This window comes from Candidatus Cardinium hertigii (assembly GCF_050864855.1).
Classification (GTDB): Bacteria; Bacteroidota; Bacteroidia; order Cytophagales; family Amoebophilaceae; genus Cardinium; species Cardinium hertigii_C.
In genome coordinates this window covers 1-5743 of record NZ_JBOZWW010000069.1, presented here as the reverse complement: position 1 = coordinate 5743, position 5743 = coordinate 1, and the positions used below count along the sequence as shown (strand labels likewise).

Below are 5743 nucleotides of genomic sequence, written 5' to 3'. Positions count from 1 at the left end.
TATGTGCTATTGCTCATAACCTACGACTGATTACAAGAAAATTATTCTTAATACCCTCACAGTCAAATAAATTAAAACCTATATAATTAAAATTCTTAATCCAAAACCAGTTATACCTATATCTTGGGTAAGAAAAATAGAGCGCCTGATAAACCATATATATTATAAAGAAATATCCATTCAATAAATTTATTCAAAAATAATATTTCAGGGCCGACTATATAGTGCACATTTTGTGCACACCCCTTGGTCACAAGGGGCATAAATCTCCCATGTATTTAATCTTATACTTAATGAACCATAGACTATGGAAGGTGTACAATATGCTATACTGCATATAGCCAAATATAAAGAAATAAGAGGAATAGGCACTCATATAGATAGAAAAAATTTACCAGAAAATACAACACGCTTTAAAAGCGGTATAGATCCATCAATAGGTGAACTATTAGGCCCCCATATTGACGTCAAATTCACGAGTCTTAATGAAGAATTATCTCCTTTAAAAAAAGGAAGTCTGATAGAAGATATTAACGATAGAATAGCATCAGGGTACAAAGGGCATAAGTCAATCAGAAAAGATGCGGTTAAAGCTTTAGGAATTATACTGACCGGTAGCCATGAACGCATGAAATCAATAGAACAAGATGAAAAATTATTCAATGAATGGAAAAAAGCGAATTATGAATTTGCGTGTCAAACGTTTGGATCGGAAAATATAGTTCGCTTCACGCTACATAGAGATGAAAAGACCCCTCATATACACTGTGTAGTAGTCCCCATCTGTAAAGATGGCCGGTTAAGTGGCAAAAGCTTTATGGGCGGGTCTACCATGATGATGGCCTATCAAGATAAATATGCGCACGCTATGGAGCGGTTTGGTTTGAGTAGAGGCATAGCTCAACATCTGACGGGACGTACCCATATACCGATTGATCAGTTTAAAAGGGATACGCTTAACAAAGAAAATAACATGAGGCTATCAATCGAAGATGCCATACCCCAACCCCATTTATTAAACTTCAAACAAGTCCACCGAGTGGTTGTTGGTCAACTGTATCAGTATGCTCAAGAAGCTGAAAAACAAAAGATAAAAGCTACAGAGACAGAAAAAACCTATAGTAATCTTATAAAAGACAATATACGATCAGATTTAGATCGTGTCAAACAAGAAGTAAATTTAATACAACATGCATGCTCTATGGGTTATGAACTGGATAAAAATAAAAGCTCAAGATTATGGGCAGTAATGCACAAGGATGGTGATAAAATATTGATTAAGAATAGCTTAAATAATCATGGCCACTGGATGTATAGCTCTTTAGTAGATGATAAAGATAAAGGGACGATAGTGGATTTTATGCTAAATAGGGGATTTAGTTACCGTTGTATTCGAAGTTTAAGTAGCATTCACTTGGATGACCAGGTGCTAAAAAATCAATTTTTGTTATCCAATGATTTAAAAGAGCTATCGGTACAAGAAAAGTTAGCAAAAGCATACTTTTATGGTATTGAAAACAAAAGAGAAGAAAATTACTTAACGGCTCGTGGTATTGCAGCATCGACCTATGAACCTTATATTGGGAGATCTTTACAAGTAGGGACAAAAGCTGTATTTGGCTTGTACCAAGGACTGGACAGTCATGGCAATGGGATAATGTGTAGCACGATTTCTTACCAGTTTTTTAGGAATCAAGAGGGTAGACTATCGAGTAAGCAATATTTTCAAAAAGGTCTTTCTCGTGGGTTGGCTGTATTAAGTAGCGCTAAAGTATCTGTAGAAAAGATTGTGATAACAGAAAGCCCTATAGATGGCTTAAGCCATAAACAGTTGTATGGAGAAAAAGATAGTACGATGTATATCGCTACTTGTGGCACTATTTCTAACAGTATAGCAAATGAAATCAGTAAACTACTAGAAGGAGCTAGCCATAATAATCAAGAAGTGGTATTGGCTTTCGATGGAGATCAAGCGGGAAGAAAACTAGAAACGATGGTAGATCAGCTGGCTAAACCAGTAGGCATAGCCCCCATTAAAATAGCTGTAAAATCAGGTAAAGACTGGAATGAACAACTTCAACAAAACTTAGGCAGTCAGACGATTAACTTCCTGCTACAGTTACAGAGATCTATTGCTAGGGATGTTCGATCAAACTACTCGATTGATGATGATGCGCACAAGGCAAAAAGAAAGCAAGAAGTTATCGATAAAAGTATTGGAATAGAACTTTAACAAAATGTATTTATATAGTTGATTTTCATCATAAAATATAAAATTCTAAATGCGCCTATTTAACACAACTCAATAAATAGTTAGGCCCTGGTATGTGCCTTGTTCAATACCTCTTTTAATCGTGTAAAATGGACCTGGTTATAGTTCTGAGTAGTAGCCAAATTTGCGTGACCTAGTAAGGATCTAATACTTAATAGCGTAGCGCCTCTGTTTAACAAATGGGTAGCAAAACTATGGCGCAATACATGGGGACTGTGTCGACTAGATTGAACATTTGACAACAGGTATTTTTTAACGATGCGATAGATAAGCTTGGGGTAACAAGGCTTTCCCCGACCTGTTATCAATAATGCTTCAGTAGCATCATGACCCAATCTGCGTTTTTTAGACAAATAGGAGCGTATGATTGGTTTTAGAGGCTTTGGAAAAGGAATAATACGGGATCTATGACACTTGCCTAGAATATGAATCGTACCATCTACAAGATCAATGTGGGTTCTACGAACTGACAAAAGCTCAGACAAACGCATACCTGTACCATATAAAAGCTCTAATATTAACTTGTCGCGTAAACCAGTAAAAGTAGCATCAAATGGATAATGATCTAAGAAATATAATAGCTCTTTTTCTAGCAAAAAGACCGGTAACATACTTTTGGTTCTGAAATATCGAATCAGGGAAGTAGGATTATCGATAATATAATCCATGATTTGTAAGTAGGTATAAAACCTACGTATAGCTGCAATTTTTCTATTGATAGAGCAAGCGTCTAGTTCTCTTTTTACTAAAGAGACGATCCACCCCATTATATCGTTCCTATTTGTTTGTGTAAGTATTTTTCGATCTGTATTGTCTACTAGGTAGTCTACAAATTGGATGAGATCTGTTTTATAAGCTATAACCGTATGCTGGCTTGCCTTTCGATTGGTCGTTAAATAGCGCTCAAATTTATATAGTAAAATATCTTGGTTTTTCATTATCTATTTATGGACATTTTTGTATTTTATCAATCAAATTTTGATCTTAAATATACAATATTTGTAATATATATTTACAAAAATGTTCTAAAGTTATTTTATAAATACATGAATGAACCAATACATTTAAGCAGATTACAATAAGATCAGGATAAATAAAATAGACTGTATACAAAACTTAGGTTAAAAAGCTGTAAAATTGAATCAGGATGGTTCCCAAAGAAACGAAATAGAAAAAAATAAGCTATGCGTAAGATACATGCACTACCTATTGGGTATTCAGATGTTAAATCAGTGATTGAAACAGGCTATTATGTAGATAAAACTCGGTATGCACAAGATTTGATTGAAAAGAGAAATCCTATCTTCATAGCTCGTCCTAGGAGATTTGGGAAATCACTATTTATTGATACACTGGATACTATATGTAGCGGAGAACAAGAAGTTTTTAAAAATTGTCATATAGGTAAACCAGAAAATGGGTATGACTGGAAAAAGTACCCTGTGATTAGATTAGACTTTTCAGTGTTAAATAATAATACACCTGATTTACTTGAGTTATCTTTAGAAGATTTACTTACGCGTATTGCTTCATCATACAAATTAACTCTTACAGGTCAGGTTTTAAAAACAAAGGTTTCTTCTTTAATTGAAGATATGACTAAATTAAGTGGCTATTATGCATCGAAAATAGTAGTCCTTATAGATGAATACGATGCACCAATTGTGAATCTACCAAAAGGCTCTGACCTAGAAAAGGCTAATATAAAAGTTATGAAAGATTTCTTTATGACTTTAAAATCACTCAATAAACATTTTCAATTCACTTTTATCACTGGTGTAAGCAAATTTAGTTTATCTGATGTATTTTCAGGAGCCAATCATTTAAAAGACATCACTATTGATGCATCTTCTGATGCTATGTTTGGATATACCCAAGAAGAAATAGAAACCATATTCTCAGAAAACTTAGAAACTATTGCTAAAAAATGGAGTGAAAAAGAAAATAAAAAAATAACTGAATCAGCAGTGATGGGGCGCATTGCAACTTATTACAATGGTTATAAGTTTTATGAGGATGGAGCAAGTGTATATAATCCTTGGTCTACTCTAAGATTTTTAGATTCTGGTAAACTAGAGAACTACTGGTATGAATCAGGTAGCCCGACTATACTTATTAACCAAATGTTGGCAGACCCTGATAGATTTGAGCTTAATATGGACAATCTTCAAATCAAAGCAACTAGAGACGAGCTAATGTATACTGGGAGTAGAAATGAGATTAGTTTAAAATCATTAATGTTTCAAACGGGCTATTTAACCATTGATAGCTATGATGAAGCTAGTAGTTTGTACACCTTAAAATTCCCTAATAAAGAAATAGAAGAGTCTTTTCAAAGGAGTATAAGATATAGCCTAGAAAAGAGCATAAAGGATTATTTTATACAAGAGAGAGAAAAGATCAGGCATGCACTAGCCAGTAAAAAAATCAAAACCTTTATAGATAGTATCAATACGGCCTTTGCCACTCTTCCTTACTACATTGATACAAAACAGGAAAAACAATTCCATAGTAACCTGCACATGCTATTGCAAGGGTTGGGCTTTCTAGGTGGTAGAAAAATGTACATGCACAGTGAAGCATTATCCAGTCAAGGGAGGGCAGATATCGTTCTAGAATTAGAAACGGTCATATATATTATAGAAATTAAGTACAAATCTAGTGGGAAAATAGCTTTAGCACAAATCAAAGAGCATGAATACTATAGACCTTACTTACTCAGACAAAAAGTCATTATACTATTAGGCATCAACTTCAATGAATCGACCAGAATGGTAGATAACTGGGAATGTGAAGTGCAAGAAGCACATTTAGAAGCGTAAAATCAATATCTTATTAAAACTTTTTTCCCTAAAGTTTATATAAAAATTTCACTATAGGGGGTATAGTATAGCACACTATACTTTACTCCGTAAAGTGTGTCCACCTAAAATCGGTATGTTTGGGTTTTGTTAACCTACAATCAAGCAAAAGGGAGAAGAATTTCCCATGGTTTAACCTGAACTCTGGATTAGAATTTAATTTTTGAGTTTAAGGAAGATTTTTTGTGTTTTAAATTTGAGGGATCGAAAACTAATCCACAAAACCAAAGAAACCAAGCCACTTCTCTCTCAAGGTCCTATATTTATACCTTACTTTTCTATTTAACATAATCTTTAGCAGACGTCAAATTACGAATAGCATAACTAGAAGCAAGCATAGAACTCTTAGCAGCATCATTGGAGGCATTAGCATACTGAACAGCATAATTAGTCGGTCCTGAAATACTGTATAATTATTTGTTAATCAGCAAATAAATGGTTAAATTTGTATTGGTTAATAACCAGTTTTAGAGTTGTTTTGTATAAAAAGCTTGCAAAATAAGGATGAAATCTAAGAAAATAAATAATAGCCTTGAGCGTTTGTTTGAGCAACGCTTATCTAGTTTTCTTAACCCGAAACATCCTTTATTCCAGTTATCTGATTCGATTC

General features: G+C 33.9%; 3 protein-coding genes and 1 pseudogene. 3 read left to right on the top strand and 1 reads right to left on the bottom strand.

Translation table 11 applies throughout. The annotated features are described in order from the left end of the window. Nucleotides 1-187, top strand: a pseudogene (locus ACRRVB_RS04915) (IS5-like element ISCca5 family transposase); the annotation flags it as partial. A gap of 120 nt (nt 188-307) precedes the next feature. After that, nucleotides 308-2233 (top strand): MobV family relaxase, encoded by a 1926-nt coding sequence (gene mobV, locus ACRRVB_RS04910; protein WP_432466841.1) that lies wholly within the window; start codon nt 308-310, stop codon nt 2231-2233. Between the two features lie 80 nt (nt 2234-2313). Here the strand turns inward: mobV and ACRRVB_RS04905 are convergent, their stop codons facing one another. Continuing rightward, complete coding sequence (locus tag ACRRVB_RS04905) at nt 2314-3210, bottom strand: tyrosine-type recombinase/integrase (RefSeq protein WP_432466840.1); 897 nt, start codon at nt 3208-3210, stop codon at nt 2314-2316. 246 nt (nt 3211-3456) lie between these two features. Between ACRRVB_RS04905 and ACRRVB_RS04900 the strand changes: the two genes are divergently transcribed. After that, nucleotides 3457-5094 carry an AAA family ATPase gene (locus tag ACRRVB_RS04900; RefSeq protein ID WP_432466838.1) on the top strand — a complete coding sequence of 546 codons (1638 nt, stop codon included), beginning with the start codon at nt 3457-3459 and terminating at the stop codon, nt 5092-5094. Nucleotides 5095-5743: the final 649 nt, after the last annotated feature.